Source organism: Thioalkalivibrio sp. HL-Eb18 (genome assembly GCF_000364985.1).
Classification (GTDB): Bacteria; Pseudomonadota; Gammaproteobacteria; order Ectothiorhodospirales; family Ectothiorhodospiraceae; genus Thioalkalivibrio.
Genome location: NZ_KB822960.1, coordinates 106,278 through 122,452 on the forward strand (window position 1 = coordinate 106,278; position 16,175 = coordinate 122,452).

Below are 16,175 nucleotides of genomic sequence, written 5' to 3' on the forward strand. Positions count from 1 at the left end.
CTGGAAAGACTTCCCGAAGCGGTATCAAAATCCACAAGGCATGTTCAAACACGAGGAGTCGCTCGATGCGAGCCATCGTTTTCGACGAGCCCGGTGGGGCGGATGTTCTGGAACTAAGGGAGGTCCCCGAGCCCGAGCTTGAAGGGACTGACGACGTAAAGATTCGGCTGCTGGCGGCTGGGGTGAATCCCGTCGACACCAAGGTTCGGACGCGAGGCATGCTGGTGCCCGGCGCGCCACGCAACACGCCCGGTTGTGACGGCGTCGGTGTGGTCGAGTCCTGCGCCAGTGGTGTGCGCCATGTTCGCCCGGGGCAGCGCGTGTCCTTTTGCTTTGGTGGCGTGGGGGCGGACCCGGGTACCTATGCCGAGCAGGTGGTAGTCCCGGAGGCGGCCGTGGTGCCGGTGCCGGCCGCGGTGACGGACCTGCAGGCCGCGTCCCTGCCGCTGACCTGGCTCACGGCCTGGGAGGCATTGTTCGAGCGTGCCGATCTGCAGCGCGGGCAGACCGTGCTGGTGCATGCCGCTGCAGGCGGGGTGGGGCAGATGGCCGTGCAGATCGCACGCGCGGCCGGCGCCCGGGTCCTGGGACTGGTGCGGCGCGAGGAGGCTCGGCGCCTGGTGACCGGCCTGGGCGGCGACGTGGTCGACCTGGCCCGGCCCGATGCCGAGGAGTCGATCCGGGCCTACACCGACGGTCGCGGTTTCGACATCGTGCTGGATACCGTGGGCGGGCCGGTCTTTCGCGACGGGCTGGCACAGGTGGCCTACGGCGGTGACCTGGTGACCCTTTTGGCGCCGCCGGATGACGTGGACTGGAACGCGGCGCGTCTGCGCAACCCCAGTATCAGCCTGGAGCTGATGCTGACCCCGATGCTGGAAGGGGATCGTCGGCGCCTGAAGCACCAGGCTACGCTGGTGGCCGAGGGACTCGCGCGCCTGGCCAGCGGACGGCTGCAGGTCAATGTAGAGGACAGCCTGCCACTGGCCGAGGCGGCCGAGGCGCACCGGCGCATCGAGGCCGGCGGGCGTCGCGGCAAGCTGGTCCTGCGGATCCCGGAGTAGGTTAGCTACCGAACAGGTGGCTGAATATGCGCGCGCCACCGATATAGGTGCCGGCCGCGGAGCCGAGCGTTGTTAGCAGGAAGACCAGCAGCACGCGCGAGACCCGGTTGCGCCACCAGCCCCGCGGGGTGGTGGTGTCCTGACGCAGGCGCGCAAAGTCGTCGACCCGTGGTTTGCGCAGAAACAGCTCGGCCGCGGCCGCGACGAAGCCCACCCCGATGGTCGGGTTCAGCGAGGTCAGGGGTGCAGCCAGCGCCGCCGTGAGCACGGTCAGCGGATGCGCCAGCGCGATAATCGCGCCAATGGCGGCCAGGCCGCCGTTGATCATCACCCAGTCCATCACCATCTGCAGGCCGATGTCCGGGTTGCGCAGGAAACCGATCACGAAGCCGGTCAGGATCACGGCGACGATCACCCACGGCAGGATCTTGGGCCAGCGCGCTTTGGGTGGTGGCTGGTCGAGGGAGTCCAGGATGGCATCGGGCGGCGTCAGCTCGTCTTCCACCTGGGTCGCGATCCCGGACAGGTGCCCGGCACCGACCACGGCGAGGATGCGGCGGTGGTTGCCGGACTCGGCCAGACGCCGCAGGTGGGCCGCCATATACTGGTCGCGCTCGTGGATCAGCGTGCGATAGAGATCCTCCGACTGTTCGGCGAATTCGCTGAAGGTGGACTCCAGCATGTCGCCTTCCTTCAGCCGTTCGATCTCCGATTCGTCGATTTTCTCGCGCGAGAGAACCGAGCCGAACAGCCCGCCGATCAGGCCCATGCGCTGCCACCAGGGCACGGCGCGATAGGTGCGCCGCAACGTCAGGCCGAGGTCGCGGTCGATCAGCGCCAGCGGCAGGCCGCGATCCAGCGCCACGTCCATTGCCGCGCGCATTTCGGCACCGGGCTCGATTCCGTACTGTTCCGCCAGGCGCTGCTGGTAGGCGCCCAGCGCGAGGCTCGCGGCGATCATCGGGGCCTGCCCCTGGCGCATTACGCTGAACAGATCCATGCGCCCGACCGCGTCGGGATCCAGCATCGCGCGCTGGCGGCTCTCGCACAGTTCGATGGCCACCGCATCGAACTCGCCGGTGTCGACCAGGGCACGCACCTTGTCGGCGCTGGCGCGGGATACATGCGCGGTGCCCAGTACCACGACCTCGGTATCGCCCAGCTGCAGGACGCGGTGGGGTTCGTCGGTGATCAACTCGTGGACAGAAGCACTCATCGCAGGGGGTGGTTCCGGTTAGGCGGGCGCGGCAATCCTAGCAGGGTCGCCGCATGGGGACGACCTGCCAGCTTGTGGATATCAGGACTCCGACTCCTCGTCCCCCTCGGCATCCTCGGTGTCGGGGATGGGGGAGGCCTCCGGGTCGACCGGCGCCGGGGCCTCGGGGATGCGCAGGGTGTCCAGCCGCTCGAGTACGCGCAGGGCCCGCTCGCGCGCGGTGGCCAGCCCGGAATGACTGGGGGCCAGCGCAAGTCCTTCTTCCCAGGTGTTGACCGCCTCCTGGATCTGGCCGGCCGTGTACTGGCGGCGACCCTCTTCCAGCAGGTGCTCGGCGCGCTGGTCGCGCTGTTCGCGCCACTCATCGCACAGGGAGATGCGCGCCCGCTGGGCGGCCTGGTCGGGGCCGGAGGCGTCCTCGTCCAACTGGATGTCTCGGCTGCGACACCACTGGGCGGCCCGCTGCAATTCGCCGGCCTGCAGTGCCTGACGCAGCTGCGCGTTGATCGCGGACAGGCGTTCGGCCTGCTCTTCGCGGTCCTTGTCTTCCTCGCGCGTGCGCATCTCTTCCTGGAGTTCGCGGATGCGGGCGGCCCGTTCGCTGACCGGGGATAAATCCTGTGCCAGGCGCAGCAGGTCCAGGCGCTCGCGCCCCTCGCTGTCGTCGGCATACTGCTCCAGGGCCTCGGCCAGGGCGGGGGCCCGTTCGCTCAGGGCGTCCGGGTCCGCGGGCAGCTGATCGGTATCCGGAACCAGGGGACGCATGATCTCCAGCAGGCGGAGTTGCTGAACCAGGTTGCGGGCCTCGAGGACATCGTGGCGCTGCTGCAGGGTGCGCAGGCCGACCTGGCGCTGGCGCTCGAGCTGGTCAATGAAGCGGGCACGCTCCTCGCTTTCGGGCAGGCGGGACTCGGCGTCTTCCAGGATTCCCAGGGCCTCCGCGACCGCGCCCTCGGCGGAAACAGCCCGTGCGTCCTTCATGGCCTGTTCCGCTGCTTCCTGTGCCATGATCTCGATCTGCTCGCGGCGCGAGGCCCATTCGGCGGCTGGCTCGGGCTCGTGCTCGTCGATCAGCTCCAGGGCGCGCTGGTACTCGCCTTCCTCGACGGCGGCTTCAATCTGGTCTTCCGCCGTCATGAAGGGCTGCATGCCGGCACAGCCCTGGAAAAAAAGCAGGGCGAGGGTGGCCAGCAGCAGGCCTGGTCGCGCGCCGGGGAGTCTCATCAATGGGCGTCCGCCACCGCGAGGATACGAATCACCTCGGCGGGTTCGCTGACGCCGTGTAACTCGTGCGTCCCCCAGTGTTCGGTTTCAAACTGCCCTTTCACCTGCTCATGCTCCATGAAGCACTGCGTGGTTACCATGCCGGCGGATGGCGCGACCGTGACCAGGCGAGCCGCCACGTTGACGGTGTCGCCGACCACGGTGAATTGCATGCGATCCTGTGCGCCCATGTTGCCGGCCAGCATCTCGCCCGCGTTCAAGCCAATGCGGAATTCGACGCGTTCCTCGCCCCGGGCCTCGCGTTCGGCGTTGATCGCGGCGACCGTTTCCAGCAACGCGAGTCCGGTTCGTGCGGCCGTCTGGCGATGGTTCTCGTCACCGCCGAGGCCAAACACCGCCATGGTACAGTCGCCCATGTACTTGTCTACCGTCCCACCGTGACGGGCAATACATTCCGCCATCGGACCGAAGAATTCATTCAGCATGCGGCCGAGTTCTTCCGGGGTGCAGCGTTCCGACAGCGCGGTATAGCCCTTGATGTCCGCGAACAGCACCGAGCCCTCGACCGCCCGCCCTCCGAGCTCGATCCGGTCGAGATTCTCCAGGATGTCCTGCGCGATCGCGTCGGAGACATAACGGCGCAGGGCCGATTCGACCTGGTCCTTGCGCAGCAGGTCCTGGGCCATGTTGTTGAAGGCGTCGGTCAGCTGGGCGATCTCGTCCTCGTGCACCATCGGCAAGGGGCGCCCGTGCTCGTCGACTGGATGGCGTATGCGTTCGCGCATGGCATGTGCCAGGCGCTCCAGCGGACGCACCAGGCGCTTGCTGATGTCGATCGCCAGGATCAGGCTGAGCAGAAAGACCCCGATCGCCGTCGCAATCCCCGCATTGATGGTGTTGCGGATCAGCTCCTGCATGGGGGTCGTGTCGATGTGCGCCTCGATGTACCCGACCTGGACATCCTGAAAGTGCACCTCGCGCTGGTAGGGCTCTACCGGGCCCGCCAGTGGCCACACCCCCTCGCTGATGCCTCCTCCGGGAGAGGGCGGGGTGCCGGCCGAGGCGATCACGCCGCGATCGATGGCGTAGGCGGTGACCGACTCGACGCGACCGTCTTCGACCAGCGAGTTCAGCAGGGTCTCCAGGGTCAGGTAGTCCTCGGCCAGCATCAGTTCGGCCGAGGTGCGGGCGACGGGCGCCAGGGTCAGTTCGGCCTGGGCCTGGATCTGGTTGTTGAGGACATTGGTGACCTGGTTCAGCACCACCACCGAAAGGGTGCCGATGCCCAGCAGGGTCAGGATGGCGACGACCGCGACGATCTTCCAGGCGATGGGGAGGTAGCGGGGGGTGAAATCGCCCGCCGACAAACGCCCGTTGTTTGGCTTTCGAGATTTCACGAGAGAGACGCCATGGAGAGCTGTCGGCGTGGGGCGGTCCACGCCTGCCATTGATCGAACAACGCGGCCGAACGGGCCGCGATGGCCGAGCGCTTGTCCAGGGAACGGTCAAACGCCGCCTCTCCCTCGAGGTTGCTCATCGTGCCACCGGCGCGGGCCAGCATCAGGGTCCCGGCGGCGCTGTCCCACAGGGCCTGTCCTCCATGCAGGTACAGATCGGCGCGCCCGGCCGCCAACCAGGCCCATTCCAGGGCGCAAGCCCCCAGGTTGCGCTGCGAGCGGTAGGGGGCGTCGGTGGCCATGGCCGCCGCAAGACCGGGGTCCAGACGCTTGTAGTCGACGAGGGCGATGGCTTTGTCCAGGCGGCTGGCCGGCGCGCGGGCGGCTGTCGGGGGTGGCGCATCGTTCAGCAGCAGGGGCCCGTCTTCTTTTGCGGTAAAGAGTTCGTCCCGTACCGGGTCGTAGGTCGCGCCGTGGGTGACGCGGTCGCCCTCGATGCGCGCAATCGAGATCGCGAAAAAGGGCATGCCGCCGGCGAAGTTACTGGTGCCGTCCAGCGGGTCGACCAGCCAGAAGGCGGGTGCCTGGTCGAGTACGCGGGCCTGCTCCTGCCGCGATTGCTCCTCGCTCAGTACGGGTTCGCCTGCGATCGCGGTCCCCAGCAGGTCGCGCAGTCGTGCATCGACGGCATGGTCGGCCTGCGTGATCACCGAGCCATCGGCCTTGTAGTCCACCGCAATCCCGGCCTCGAAGCGGGGTAGCAGCTCGCTCTGGCCAACAGAACGGAGCTCTCCGGCGAGTTGATTGAATGCATTTATGCTGATGGACATGGGACGTCGAGTGCAGGGCGGTCGTCGGCAAGAAATGGAATGTGGGTATCATACCCGTCCATGACGGCTTTGCTGATAATCCTCGCCCTGGTTCTGGTGGCCTTTTACGTGAACGACTCCTGGCGCACCCACGAACGGGTGCGACAGATCGCGCGGCGCAGTTGCGAACAGGCCGGCGTACAGTTGCTGGATGGCAGCGTGGTACGCACGCGCCAGTCCATTCGACGCCGGCCCGGAGGCCTGGCCTGGTGGCGGCAATACCGCTTTGAATTCGCCACCGATGGGGCCAGCCGACATGTCGGCGAGATCTCGCTGGACGGCCGTCGCCTGCGCCATGTCACCCTCGACCTGCCCGATGACGGGCGCCTGGTGGATGGCGATAACGGTGCGGGGCATCGGGGCCCCGAACGATGACGCTGAGCGAGCTGCGCTATGTCGTTGCGGTGGCCGACCGGCGCCATTTTGGTCGAGCGGCCGAGGCTTGTCATGTCAGTCAGCCGTCTTTGTCCGTCGCCATTCGCAAACTTGAAGATGAACTGGGGGTTACGCTGTTCGAGCGTGGCCGTGGCGTGGTCAGCGTGACCCCGGCCGGCGAGCAAATCGTGACCCAGGCCCGTCGGGTGCTGACCGAGGTGGAGCATCTGCGTGCGGTGGCGGTGCAGAGTCAGGACCAGCTGGCGGGTCCCCTGCGACTCGGGGCCATCTACACCATTGGCCCGTACCTGCTGCCCGAGCTGATCCCGGTGCTGCGCGAGCGTGCACCCAGAATGCCGCTGGTGATCGAGGAGAACTACACCGACCGATTGCGCGAGCGACTGAAGCACGGCGAACTGGACGCGATCATCATCTCGTTGCCGTTCGAAGAGCCGGGGGTGGTCACGCTGCCGTTGTACGACGAGCCTTTCGTCGCGGTGCTGCCGGGCGGCCACCCCCTGCAGGACAAGAAGACGCTGACCCTCGAGGACATGGCGGACGCCACCTTGCTGATGCTCGGTGCCGGGCACTGCTTCCGTGATCAGGTGCTGGAGCGCTGTCCTGCCTGCCAGAGGACGGTCACCGCCGATGGCAGTACGCCGCGCAATATGGAGGGCTCCTCGCTGGAGACCATTCGCCATATGGTGGCCTCGGGTATGGGCGTGACCATTCTGCCGTGTACGGCGGTGGGGGCCGATCGCTACGCCCAGCGCCTGCTGGCCGTGCGTCGATTCGAGGACCCGGCGCCCAGCCGCCGGGTAGCGCTGGCCTGGCGTACCAGTTTCCCGCGGCCGGAGGCGATCGAGGCCCTGCGTCAGGCCATCCTGGCCACGGCGCTCACCTGTGTGGATTTCATTCAGCCCGGCGAGAACCCCTGAGTACAGCTTCGGTTGGGGGTCAGTTGCCCGCCAGGACGCGGTTGCGTCCGGACTGCTTGGCGGCGTACAGCGCTTCGTCGGCCTTCTGATAGAGGGCCTGCAGCGTTGTGCTGCGGCCCACGCTCGCGACGCCGATGCTGGCGGTGACCTTGACCATGCCCTCGCATTGCAGGGCTGATGCATCATCGGCGGTCGCGGTGGCGCGGATATTCGCAATCGCCGTGCGGATGCGTTCCGCGCATTCCATGGCGCAGGCCAGGTCGGCCCCCGGCAAGACGGCCAGGAATTCCTCTCCGCCCATACGCACCAGCAGGTCGGACTGACGTGTGGCCGCACGCAGCGTGTCCGCTACGCGGCGCAGCAGCTCGTCGCCTACCGCATGGCCGTAGTCGTCGTTGATGCGCTTGAAGTGGTCCAGGTCGATGGCCAGCACGGACAGTGGGCGGTCCTGGCGGCGGCAGTCGGCCAGCCACTTGGCGCCCTGGATCTCGAAGGCGCGGCGGTTGCCCAGTCCTGTGAGTTCGTCGCTCTCCAGGTTGGACATCAGTCGCCGGAACCGGTGGGCATTGTGCAGGGCGGGGGCCGCCAGCCCGAGCAGCGCCTCGATCTGCTGCTGTTCTGCATCACTGAAACGGCGTCCGCGCATCAGGATCAAGGAGCCCATGGTGGCGCCGTTGTAGCTAAGCCCGTATTCGATGCGGTGGCGGTCATCCTCGCCGCCCGACCAGGACTGGTCGTCGCCATCGGTGTAGAAGATCCACCCGGAATGCTGCAGGAGGGTATGGAGCTGTTCTTGCAGGCGCTGAAGGACGGCGTCGAATTCCAGTGTCGCGGTCAGGGACTGGACGAAGGCCAGCGCGTCAAATGGGGCCTCGGGGCGTTCGGTGGATTTCCCCTTGCCCGATACCAGGCGCAGATTCCCTGCGTTTCCGTCGCGATTCATGGCAGCCTCGCCGTATCCAGAAGTCTTGGGGTCAAGATGAAGCGAATTTTGTGCCACTTGATGAAAGCCTTTAATAAACAGAATGATGGATCTATTCGCTTGGGCGCGGTGACAGAAAATCGGCGCCTGCCTGCCGGGGTGGCAAGGCAGAGCCGCCTCCGGCGGCAAAGGGTGGCAATAAATTGACGCATGGGTCGGGAGGGGCTTTAAACGCGAACCCCCGTGTGTGCGCGGGTACCCGTTTCCCTACACTACGCCCATGATCCGACTCTCCGACATCGAGCTGCGGCGTGGCCGGCAGGTGCTGCTGCAGCACAGCAATCTGACTGTTCACGCCGGCTGGCGCGTAGGGCTTACCGGGGCGAATGGCTGCGGCAAGTCCTCGTTGCTGGCCGCATTGCAAGGCGAACTCTCCGTGGATGCGGGCCATGTCGAGGTTCCGGCGGAGTGGGTGGTGGCCCACCTCCCGCAGGAGGTCCCGGGCAGCCCTCGTCGAGCGGTTGACTATGTACTCGATGGCGATGCCGAGCTGCGCGACCTGGAGCGGCAGCTGGAGTTGGTCGAGGACGGCGCGGAACACGCGCGGCTGTATGCGGCCATCGATGCGGTCGATGGCTGGTCCGCCGAGGCCCGCGCGCGCCGCCTGCTGGCCGGTCTCGGGTTTGCGCCGGAGGATGCCGATCGCCCGATGAGCGACTTCTCCGGTGGCTGGCGGATGCGGCTTGGTCTGGGACGGACCCTGATGACCCGCTCGGACCTCCTGCTGCTGGACGAGCCGACCAATCACCTCGACATGGAGGCTATCGTCTGGCTGGAAGGCTGGCTGGCGCGCTATCCGGGCACCGTAATCGTGATCGCCCACGACCGGCGTTTCCTCGATGCGGTGGTCACGCACATCGCGCATATCGAGCGCGGAAGGATCGAGCTTTACAGCGGGGGTTACACCCAGGCCGAGAAACGACGCGCGGAGGTCGCGGCACAAAGCGAGGCGGCGGCGGCGAAGGTCGCCGCCGAGCGTGCGCACCTGGAGGACTTCGTGCGCCGTTTCCGCGCCAAGGCGAGCAAGGCGCGCCAGGCCCAGAGCCGGCTGAAGCGCCTCGAGCGGCTGGACGAGGTGGCGGTAATCCGCGCCGCGCGCCCGATCCACCTGGAGATTCCGACGCCGGGGCGCCTGCCCGATCCACTGCTGGCGTTGGAGGCGGCGGAGGTCTGCGACGGCGAGACCTGCCGCCTGCGGGCGACCGACCTGCGGCTGCGCCCGGAGGATCGTATCGGGGTGCTGGGACCCAACGGCGCCGGGAAATCGACACTGCTGTCCCTGCTCGCAGGAACGCTCGCGCCGACGGCGGGCGAGCGGCGGGTCGACCCCGGCCTGCGGGTAGGCTACTTCGCCCAGCATCAGCGCGAGCAGCTGGACCTGGCGGCCTCGCCCCTGACCCATATGACACGGCTGGATGCCGACGCACCGGAACAGCGCCTGCGTGACTTCCTGGGCGGCATGGGGTTTCCCGGCGAGCGCGCGGACAACCCCGTCGGACAGTGCTCCGGCGGCGAGCGGGTGCGTCTGGTGCTGGCGATGCTCATCTGGCAGGCACCCGCGCTGTTGCTGCTCGACGAGCCGACCAACCACCTGGACCTCGACATGCGCGAGGCCCTGGCGGAGGCACTGGAGAACTATGCCGGCGGATTGGTCGTGGTGGCGCACGACCGCGAACTGCTGGCGCGTGTCTGCGACCGTTTCTGGCGGGTCGAGGATGGCTGTCTGACCGAGTTTGACGGCGACCTGGATGACTACGCGCGCGAGCTGCAGCGCGAACGGGAGGTGCCGGTCGCCTCCGCGCCGTCCGCGCCGGAAGCGCCACGTTCGCAGAAGGAGCGTCGCCAGCAGGCCGCCCAGGCGCGCGCGGCGCTGCGTCCACTGCAAAAGCGGGCCGATGCGGCGGAGCAGGCCTGTAGTGAGTTGCAGCAGCAGCTGGAGGCGATCGAGGGCGAGCTGGCCGATCCCGCACTGTACACCGGAGATGATGCGGGACGGCTGGCCGAGCTGACCCGTGAGCAGGGCGAGTTGCGTGCGCGTCTGGAGGACGCCGAGGCTGAATGGATGGAGGCGCTGGAGGCGCTCGAGTCAGCGCGCGGGTATTCTGTGGGCCAGGTCTAATATCCGAGCCTTGCACTCGGGTATTCGGGGGTCTATACAGGAGAGTGAATACACCGGCACGAGGAGTCATTCGCAATGAATGCACAGGAACTCAATCGTCGTTGTGTCGAACTCTTTCAGCACCCGGATGCGCAATTGCACTGCTGGCACCCGCGCATGTTCTGGGAGACCCACATGGTGGAAAACCCGAAGCCGGAGGATCTGCAGCAGCCGAAGGTGGACCTGCGTGAGCTCGAGGTGCTGCTGGCCGAGGCCACGCACCAGGATTCACAGTGCGCTGCCGAGCTGGAGCAGGAAGAACCTGGCCGGGCAACCCTGATCCGGCACATGGTCGAGCGTGGCGAGATGCCGCTGCTGCACCGGCCGCACTGATCTTGGCAGGATGAACTGGGTCCCTGGCGGGACCCCGGCCCGGTCCTCCGTCGGGCAGCTTGGGCCCCGGCAGATCTTGGCTGCCGGGGTCTTCTTTGTCCGGCCGGTGGCGCGCGTTACTACTGGCGGATGAAGTCCGAGAAGTACAGGGCCTCGATGCGCGGGGCGCCGGTCAGTTCCTCCAGCAGCTCGTTGAGCTCTTCCATCGCCTCCTGGCGCAGGTCTTCGCGGGCCGCGCTGCCGCGCAGGCTGTCGGGCGAGCGCCCCCCCAGGATGCGAATGAGCCGGTCGCGCACGGCCGGAATATGTCCACGGATCTCGCGGGCATCCTCCATCTCCGCCGCCTCGAGTTGAATCTTGGCTTGCAGGTAACGGGCGCGATCGGAGGACTCCATGTTGACCACCACGGGTTCCAGGGTCACGTAGCGGCTGTCGAGGTCGTCGACCGCGACAGCGCTGCCGGGGATGATCCACCACAGCATGGTGAGCAGGAAAAGGCTTGGTGACAGGGTCTTCATGCGGAGATCTCGTGTGGCAAGTGGGTCCCTTGCGTGGCGATGGCCGCCGCGCGACGGTGCGGTTCCTGGCGAAAATACCGGACCAGATGATCATAGACCGCCGGCAGGGCCTCGCGCAGCCCTTGCGGCTCGAAGAAAAAGGCCTCCGCGGCCACGGCCAGGAACTCCTCCGGGGCGGTCGCGGCGTAAGGGTCCAGCGGTAGCTGGTCTTCCGGGACGTCGTATTCCACGGCCTCGACAAGTGCCTCGTAGGCTGCGGTGAAGTCGCGGGTCCAGTCTGCGGCGGAGTGATCGCGCGCCAGCGGCGGAAAGCCGTTCACGTCGCCGTTGCCGGCATCCAGCACGTGGGTCATCTCGTGCACCACGACGGCACCGTCGCGAACGACATCGGCCCAGGACAGGATGACCGGTCCGCGCTCCCAGGCCTCGCCGGACTGCGGCATGGCCCCCTGATGCACGATGCCATCCTCGTCCACCCATTCGTGTTCCGGCACGAAGGTGTCCGGGTATAGCACCAGCGTGCGCCAGTCGCGGTAGGGGGCGAGCCCCAGCTCCAGGACTGGCAGTGCCGCGTAGGCCGCGATCATGCGGCACTGGCCGGGGGTCGGCTCGGACTCGATGCCCACGAACTCGCGGGTGCCCAGCAGCTCTTCCACCATCCCCTTCAGGCGTTCGGCTTCCTCGGGCGTGAGCGTCGCGATGAACGGAACCTGGCGGCGCAGGGTCTCCCATTCATCGGGGCCGAGTGGCACGCGGCCGCCATGGCCGGTCGCAAAGGGCTCGATCAGCCGTTTGAGCAGGCCGCGCAACGGATAGTGGGGCGTATCGTGCATGGGTTAATCGTCGCATGTTTGTGGCCCGACTGCCGCCGCGTTAGGCCGGCGTATGCTTTCCCTGGGGGCTTGCTCGGTGGTCCGAGGGGGTGTGAGCCGGAGCGCGGGGTGCCTGGAGGGCATCTGCGGTCGGGAGGGCGTCGAGTTCGGACCCGAGCACTACGCCTGTGGTCGTGTCCTGCCTGTATCTGGTCGTCCACTACACCGTGGAGAGTCTGAAGCACCGTGTGGCAGCCCTCCGGCTGAAGGCGGCTCAGGCCTCCTGATGGACCCGTCGCGCCCCGGATCGGACGCGACGGGGGCGGGGTCAGAAGCGATAGCCGAGGCCGAGCGTGAAGCGCTGGGCGTCGGGGTCGAAGCGCAGGGTGAACTCGTCTTCGATGCGATAGCGTTCGCTCTCGTAGAAGGTGTAGGAGTACTCGGCACGCATGAACAGGCGGTTGTCCAGCTGGTATTCGACGCCGACACCAATCCGGGCTCCGTTGATGCTGTCCTTGAAGCGGAGGGACAGGTCCTCGTCGGTTTCGGTCAGACGGTAGTCGAAACGGGAGCGCTGGTAGCCGGCCAGCCCGTAGAGCAGGACGCTGTCGTTGACGGTGGTGCCGAGCCGGCCGGTGATGCCATAGCTGTACTTGCTGTCGACCCCGAGTTCCGCATCGTCAATCCGGACTGTCAGATCGGCATCCTCGGTCTGAGCGTCGAACTCGACACCCAGGTAGAGCCCGTTGTCCAGGACGGTGCCCCAGCCGGTCATTACCCCGCCAGTCAGGCCGGAGGCGCTGAGACCGGAGATACCGCCGTCGTCGGCTTCGCGGTAGTCAATGTCGTATCCCACCCAGCCAAGCTGGCCGCCGACGTACGAACCGTGGAACGGACTGGCTTGGGCGGACCCGGCCATTGCCAGGAGAGAAAAAACCCCCGCAAGGGCAATCCCGAAGCGGCTTTTGTTGTGCATGGCGATGCTCCCTTTTTGTTGTGAACGCGACAGGATTCGGATTTCCCGCGCGCGGGGAATGGTGGCACAGTTTCCGTCGCGCTGGGCGCTGGCATGAGGGGTTCTATGCCAGAATCGCCCTTTCGAGCAGCCCGAGTGGCTGCACACTGCAAGCAATGAGGTCAAACAATGCGCAAGCAAACGGGAATCGCGGGGCTGCTGCTGGCGGTGATGCTGGTGGCGGGTGCCGTGGTGCAGGCAGACGAGCCGCATACGGTGGAACAGCTGAACCAGGCCCCGTCCGAGCTGGAGGGCGAACAGGTACGTCTGGAAGGTATCGTTGGGCGGGTGCAAGAGGACATCATGGGCCGCAACTTCATCCACTTCGTGGATGGCACCGGCCACGAGGGTGACTACATCACCATTACCTCGACGGAGCTGCCCGAGGTGGGCGATCGCGTTTCGGTGACCGGGACCCTGATCCTGGATCGCGACTTCGGCGCGGGTTACACCTATCCCGTGATTATCGAAGACGCCGCGTTTTCCAAGGAGTAGCTGCATGTCATGATGGTGCATGTCGGGGGACTCCGGCGTGCATCCAGGCCGCACAAGGGCGTGCGGTTTCCAGACGTCCCATGGAGGGGAGACGATGTCCATCAAGAACTTGCTTCTACGTTTCGTACTGCTTTATTTCTCGCTGTCGATCGCTGCGATGGCGGTGGTTGCCTGGTTCGGGCTGGACGAGCTTGGTACGGCGCTCGGCATCGCGATTCTCGTACTGGCGGTCATGTGGCCATGTGAGGCCTTCGGGCGCAGAAACGGGCGCTATCTGTCACCCTCCGAGAAGCGGTGGGTGATCGCGGTGATGGTGGCCGTGCTCTGGGGTACGCAGTTCCCCCTCACGCTAGTGCTGGTATGGGCCGAAGGTATCGCACTCGACGCCGTGGCCCTCGGGATAGCGGCCTTCTTCGCGCTGCTTTATGCGGGATTCGTGGTGGCGCTGGTGAACCTCACTGGACGCAACCTGCGCAAGCGGGGCCTGATTCCAGAAGGGGCTTCCGACTAGTCGGTCAGATGGCGTTTCAGCCACTCGAGTTCGTCTTCCGACCACTCCGTGGCCGTCACCGCCTGCCAGCTGTCGATGTAGTGCTCGGTGGCATAGACATGTCCGTAGCCGCGCGGTGCGGCATCGCCAATGGCCACGTCCACGGCCAGCTGCATCATGGTGACGACCGGGTACCAGGTCAGGTTCGGCGAGACATCCGGGCCGCGCGGTGACTGCATCCACTCCGGCTTGCGATACAGCGCCTGTGGTTCGAAGAAGGTGATCGGATCGCTGGCATATTGCAGGTAGACGATGCGCATCGGGCCCCAGGAGGCGCCGGGGATGTCCAGGTGATTCTCCTGATTGGTGAATCGCACCACCGAGCTGTCGCGAAAACGCGGTAGCCACGCCGGGGAATCCGGCTGACGCTGGCGCGTGATGTCACGCCAGGTCTCGCTGCGGAAGGGTGGCCCTGCCCACAGCGCACCGTTGAACGGGTCGCCGATCACGTCGTACAGGTCCGCCGCGCGTTCGGAGTTCAGCGCCCCCAGGCTCAGGCCATAGAGGTACAGCTCCGGCCGTGCATCCGCGGGGAGCTGTTTCCAGTAGCTGTAGATCTCCGCAAACACGGCCTGGGCGGTCTCGTGACCGTACTGGGATTCCGACATCAGTGACAGCCAGCTCGGAAGGTAGGAGTACTGCACGGCGACGGTTGCGATGTCGCCGTTATGCAGGTACTCCACCGGCGCGATCGCGCGGTTGTCCACCCAGCCGCGTCCGGTGGGCGTGGCGAGGATCAGAACCGAGCGGTCGAAGGCATCCACCCTCAGCAGTTCCTGCAGGGCCAGGCGGGCGCGTTCCTCGATTTCCTCGGCCGCATTCAGCCCGACATACACTCGGATCGGATCCAGGGCCCTTTCACCGGTGAAGTCCGCGATGTCAGCCGCAGCCGGGGTGTCGCTGATGAAGCGCTGGCCCTGACGACCCAGGCCCTCTTCCCAGGAGATCAGCGACTCGGCACTGCCCGTGCGGTCGGGGTTGGCTGGCTGCTCGGCCCCGGGGTACTCGCGTACGTCGAACTGCTGGAAGCTGCGATCGGCGGTGCGCAGGCCGTATTCAAGGACGACGCCGTCGATCACGGCCCAGAACACTGCGGCGGCCGCCACGACACCGATTACGTTCGATAGCCGGCGGGGGATGAAACGCCGCAGGTGCTGCGCGAGAAAGCGCACCAGCAACTGGAACAGTCGGGCGACGGCCAGGGTCGCTGCGAACACCGCCGCGGCGATCAGCCCCAGGCGGACCGGGAAGCCCCCGTCCACCGGCTCCTGATCCATCAACTCGCGGATGGTGTTCTGCCATTCGGTGGCCTGCCACAGAAAGGCCAGCACGATCAGCGCGGCCCCGCCGCCGGCGATCAGCACCAGGGTGTTGTGTACGCGCTCGCTGGGCTCGGGCAGCTCCAGGTAGGACCACAGCCAGTGGAAAAACACACCCAACCCGTAGCCCGCGGCCAGCGACAGACCGGACAGGATGCCCTGTACATCGTCGGTACGCGGGATCAGGCTCGGGGTCAGCGAGGCGGCGAAGAACAGCGTGGCCAGGATCAGCCCCGGGATGGACAGCGATCCCAGGACACGGGTGGCCCAGCCGGGCCAGATAAAGCGCCGCAGGCGGGTTTGCAGACGGGCGACGACAGACATCGCGTGCGCGGTTCCTTCGCGGATGGAAAGCCTCATCCTGTCTGGCCCACGGGACCGGTTCAAGTCTCCGCGGCGAAGCCCCGTTTGCTCTGGGATCTATTGACCGTTATGGCGCTGCTCGAACGGATGCCGCTGGCGAAAGCGAAAGGTCGCTTCGACCATGCGCAGGGCAATGCCGAACAGGGCGACCTGCAGCAGCAGGCCTCCTGTCGCCGCTCCGGCTGCCAGGCCGGTGGCCAGTCCAAGCGCCATCAGCAACATCAGGATCATGGCGGCGATGCGGCTGCGCAGCCAGCCGCCGATGACGGCGAGCAGTGCGACCAGGGTCCCCTCCAGCATCGTCGGGGTGTGCTGCATCAGCAGACCGAGTGCGACGACGACCGCACCGGCCAGCGCCAGCACCCAGCCGGCGACCCGGGCCAGTCGCTGTGCCTTTTCCACTCCGTCGACCGTTTGCAGCAGAAGCCAGAGATCGGCGCCGGCCCCGGCCCAGTGGCGTGAACGTGAGTGCTTCATCGCGCCAGCGTACAACGCGAAGGTGACGGTTCTGTGACAGGCGGTTTGCGCAATTAAACCAGCGTCTCCT

The 16,175-nt window shown here is 66.6% G+C and carries 17 protein-coding genes; 7 read left to right on the forward strand and 10 right to left on the reverse strand.

The features are described 5' to 3' along the window. Window positions 1–65: 65 nt before the first annotated feature. Window positions 66–1,064, forward strand: coding sequence for a zinc-binding dehydrogenase (locus F813_RS0100535; protein WP_012983708.1), 999 nt, complete (start codon window positions 66–68; stop codon window positions 1,062–1,064). A 1-nt stretch (window position 1,065) separates the two neighbouring features. Here the strand turns inward: F813_RS0100535 and F813_RS0100540 are convergent, their stop codons facing one another. The 4 genes from F813_RS0100540 to F813_RS0100555 all read right to left on the reverse strand — a co-directional run bounded on the left by F813_RS0100540 (window position 1,066) and on the right by F813_RS0100555 (window position 5,731). After that, entirely contained in the window at window positions 1,066–2,280 is a 1,215-nt protein-coding gene (locus F813_RS0100540) for a TraB/GumN family protein (protein WP_012983707.1), read from the reverse strand. A gap of 81 nt (window positions 2,281–2,361) precedes the next feature. Further along, complete coding sequence (locus F813_RS0100545; protein ID WP_017925156.1) at window positions 2,362–3,504, reverse strand: hypothetical protein; 1,143 nt, start codon at window positions 3,502–3,504, stop codon at window positions 2,362–2,364. Further along, window positions 3,504–4,871, reverse strand: coding sequence for an adenylate/guanylate cyclase domain-containing protein (locus F813_RS0100550; protein ID WP_017925157.1), 1,368 nt, complete (start codon window positions 4,869–4,871; stop codon window positions 3,504–3,506). The genes F813_RS0100545 and F813_RS0100550 overlap by 1 nt, the downstream gene beginning before the upstream one ends. A gap of 26 nt (window positions 4,872–4,897) precedes the next feature. Further along, window positions 4,898–5,731, reverse strand: coding sequence for an inositol monophosphatase family protein (locus tag F813_RS0100555; RefSeq protein WP_012983704.1), 834 nt, complete (start codon window positions 5,729–5,731; stop codon window positions 4,898–4,900). Window positions 5,732–5,791: 60 nt separating this feature from the next. Here F813_RS0100555 and F813_RS0100560 point away from each other — a divergent pair, with 60 nt between their 5' ends. Together F813_RS0100560 and F813_RS0100565 are read left to right on the forward strand one after the other, a co-directional pair. After that, window positions 5,792–6,145: a DUF3301 domain-containing protein gene (locus tag F813_RS0100560; protein WP_012983703.1), complete on the forward strand. Its 354-nt coding sequence runs from the start codon at window positions 5,792–5,794 to the stop codon at window positions 6,143–6,145. After that, window positions 6,142–7,083, forward strand: coding sequence for a hydrogen peroxide-inducible genes activator (locus F813_RS0100565; RefSeq protein ID WP_017925158.1), 942 nt, complete (start codon window positions 6,142–6,144; stop codon window positions 7,081–7,083). The genes F813_RS0100560 and F813_RS0100565 overlap by 4 nt, the downstream gene beginning before the upstream one ends. A gap of 19 nt (window positions 7,084–7,102) precedes the next feature. On the opposite strand, the gene F813_RS0100570 is transcribed toward F813_RS0100565, so the two are convergent. Next, the gene (locus tag F813_RS0100570; RefSeq protein WP_017925159.1) at window positions 7,103–8,026 is read right to left on the reverse strand and encodes a GGDEF domain-containing protein; all 924 of its coding nucleotides are present in this window, start codon (window positions 8,024–8,026) and stop codon (window positions 7,103–7,105) included. 259 nt (window positions 8,027–8,285) lie between these two features. Between F813_RS0100570 and F813_RS0100575 the strand changes: the two genes are divergently transcribed. Then, on the forward strand, window positions 8,286–10,184 hold the full coding sequence (locus F813_RS0100575; protein ID WP_017925160.1) for an ABC-F family ATP-binding cassette domain-containing protein: 1,899 nt from the start codon (window positions 8,286–8,288) through the stop codon (window positions 10,182–10,184). A 75-nt stretch (window positions 10,185–10,259) separates the two neighbouring features. Further along, the gene (locus tag F813_RS0100580) at window positions 10,260–10,556 is read left to right on the forward strand and encodes a hypothetical protein (RefSeq protein ID WP_012983699.1); all 297 of its coding nucleotides are present in this window, start codon (window positions 10,260–10,262) and stop codon (window positions 10,554–10,556) included. A gap of 119 nt (window positions 10,557–10,675) precedes the next feature. On the opposite strand, the gene fliL is transcribed toward F813_RS0100580, so the two are convergent. From fliL to F813_RS0100595, 3 genes are all read right to left on the reverse strand, one after another. After that, window positions 10,676–11,074: a flagellar basal body-associated protein FliL gene (gene fliL / locus F813_RS0100585; RefSeq protein WP_012983698.1), complete on the reverse strand. Its 399-nt coding sequence runs from the start codon at window positions 11,072–11,074 to the stop codon at window positions 10,676–10,678. Next, complete coding sequence (locus tag F813_RS0100590; protein WP_017925161.1) at window positions 11,071–11,907, reverse strand: zinc-dependent peptidase; 837 nt, start codon at window positions 11,905–11,907, stop codon at window positions 11,071–11,073. The genes fliL and F813_RS0100590 overlap by 4 nt, the downstream gene beginning before the upstream one ends. Window positions 11,908–12,214: 307 nt before the next feature. Next, the gene (locus F813_RS0100595; RefSeq protein ID WP_012983696.1) at window positions 12,215–12,862 is read right to left on the reverse strand and encodes an outer membrane protein; all 648 of its coding nucleotides are present in this window, start codon (window positions 12,860–12,862) and stop codon (window positions 12,215–12,217) included. Window positions 12,863–13,030: 168 nt separating this feature from the next. On the opposite strand from F813_RS0100595, the gene F813_RS0100600 reads away from it, so the two are divergent. Further along, on the forward strand, window positions 13,031–13,396 hold the full coding sequence (locus F813_RS0100600; RefSeq protein ID WP_012983695.1) for a hypothetical protein: 366 nt from the start codon (window positions 13,031–13,033) through the stop codon (window positions 13,394–13,396). A gap of 94 nt (window positions 13,397–13,490) precedes the next feature. Next, window positions 13,491–13,907 carry an ABZJ_00895 family protein gene (locus F813_RS0100605; protein WP_017925163.1) on the forward strand — a complete coding sequence of 139 codons (417 nt, stop codon included), beginning with the start codon at window positions 13,491–13,493 and terminating at the stop codon, window positions 13,905–13,907. On the opposite strand, the gene F813_RS0100610 is transcribed toward F813_RS0100605, so the two are convergent. Both F813_RS0100610 and F813_RS0100615 read right to left on the reverse strand, forming a co-directional pair. After that, window positions 13,904–15,589 (reverse strand): alpha/beta-hydrolase family protein, encoded by a 1,686-nt coding sequence (locus F813_RS0100610; protein WP_017925164.1) that lies wholly within the window; start codon window positions 15,587–15,589, stop codon window positions 13,904–13,906. The genes F813_RS0100605 and F813_RS0100610 overlap by 4 nt on opposite strands. A gap of 96 nt (window positions 15,590–15,685) precedes the next feature. After that, the gene (locus F813_RS0100615; protein WP_012983692.1) at window positions 15,686–16,105 is read right to left on the reverse strand and encodes a hypothetical protein; all 420 of its coding nucleotides are present in this window, start codon (window positions 16,103–16,105) and stop codon (window positions 15,686–15,688) included. Window positions 16,106–16,175 lie beyond the last annotated feature (70 nt).